Origin of the sequence: Parachitinimonas caeni (genome assembly GCF_030129945.1) — a bacterium.
Lineage (GTDB): Bacteria > Pseudomonadota > Gammaproteobacteria > Burkholderiales > Chitinimonadaceae > Parachitinimonas > Parachitinimonas caeni.
The window spans coordinates 1-614 of record NZ_JARRAF010000159.1; the positions used below are offsets into that span (position 1 = coordinate 1).

At 67.6% G+C, this 614-nt stretch carries 1 protein-coding gene; it reads left to right on the plus strand.

Features of this window, described 5'->3' with window-relative positions:
• A partial coding sequence (locus PZA18_RS24105; RefSeq protein ID WP_284103434.1) for a LysM peptidoglycan-binding domain-containing protein occupies positions 1-614 on the plus strand: 614 nt, incomplete at both ends.

Genomic DNA, 614 nt, shown 5'->3' on the forward strand with positions numbered 1-614 from the left:
GAGCGCTACACCCAGTGGAAACCGGTGGATAGCGCCGACTTCGACCAGAACTACGAACCGATCAGCCCGAGCTACCCGGCAGCCGTGCCGGGCCGCTACATCGTGCAGAGCGGCGACAGCCTGCGCAGCATCGCCCAGCAACTGTGGGGCGACGCCGACGCCTGGGTCTATCTGGCCGACGCCAATGGTCTCTCCGGCAGCGAGCCTCTCAGCCCCGGCCAGGTGCTCGAAGTGCCGAACCAGGTCACCAACCTGCACCACCGCAGCGACACCTGGCGGCCGTACAACCCTGGCGAGGCCGAAGGCAACGTCAGCCCCAGCCTGCCACCGAGCGTCAACCGCGAACCGTGTGGCGGGGCGGGGCCGATCCTGGTCATTGCCGTGATCATCATCGTTACCATCCTGAGCCAGGGCAGACTGACCCCTTGGGCCGTCCAGACCTTCGGCCCGATGATCGGCCCCACCGCAGCAGGGGCCATTGGCACGGGCCTCTCCGCCGCCGCCGGCGCTGCTGCTGGCCAGGCCACCGCCAACGCCATCGGCATGACCAACAAATTCGACTGGAAAGCCGTGGCCATGGCCGGGATTACGGCCGGCGTCAGCAAATACGTGGA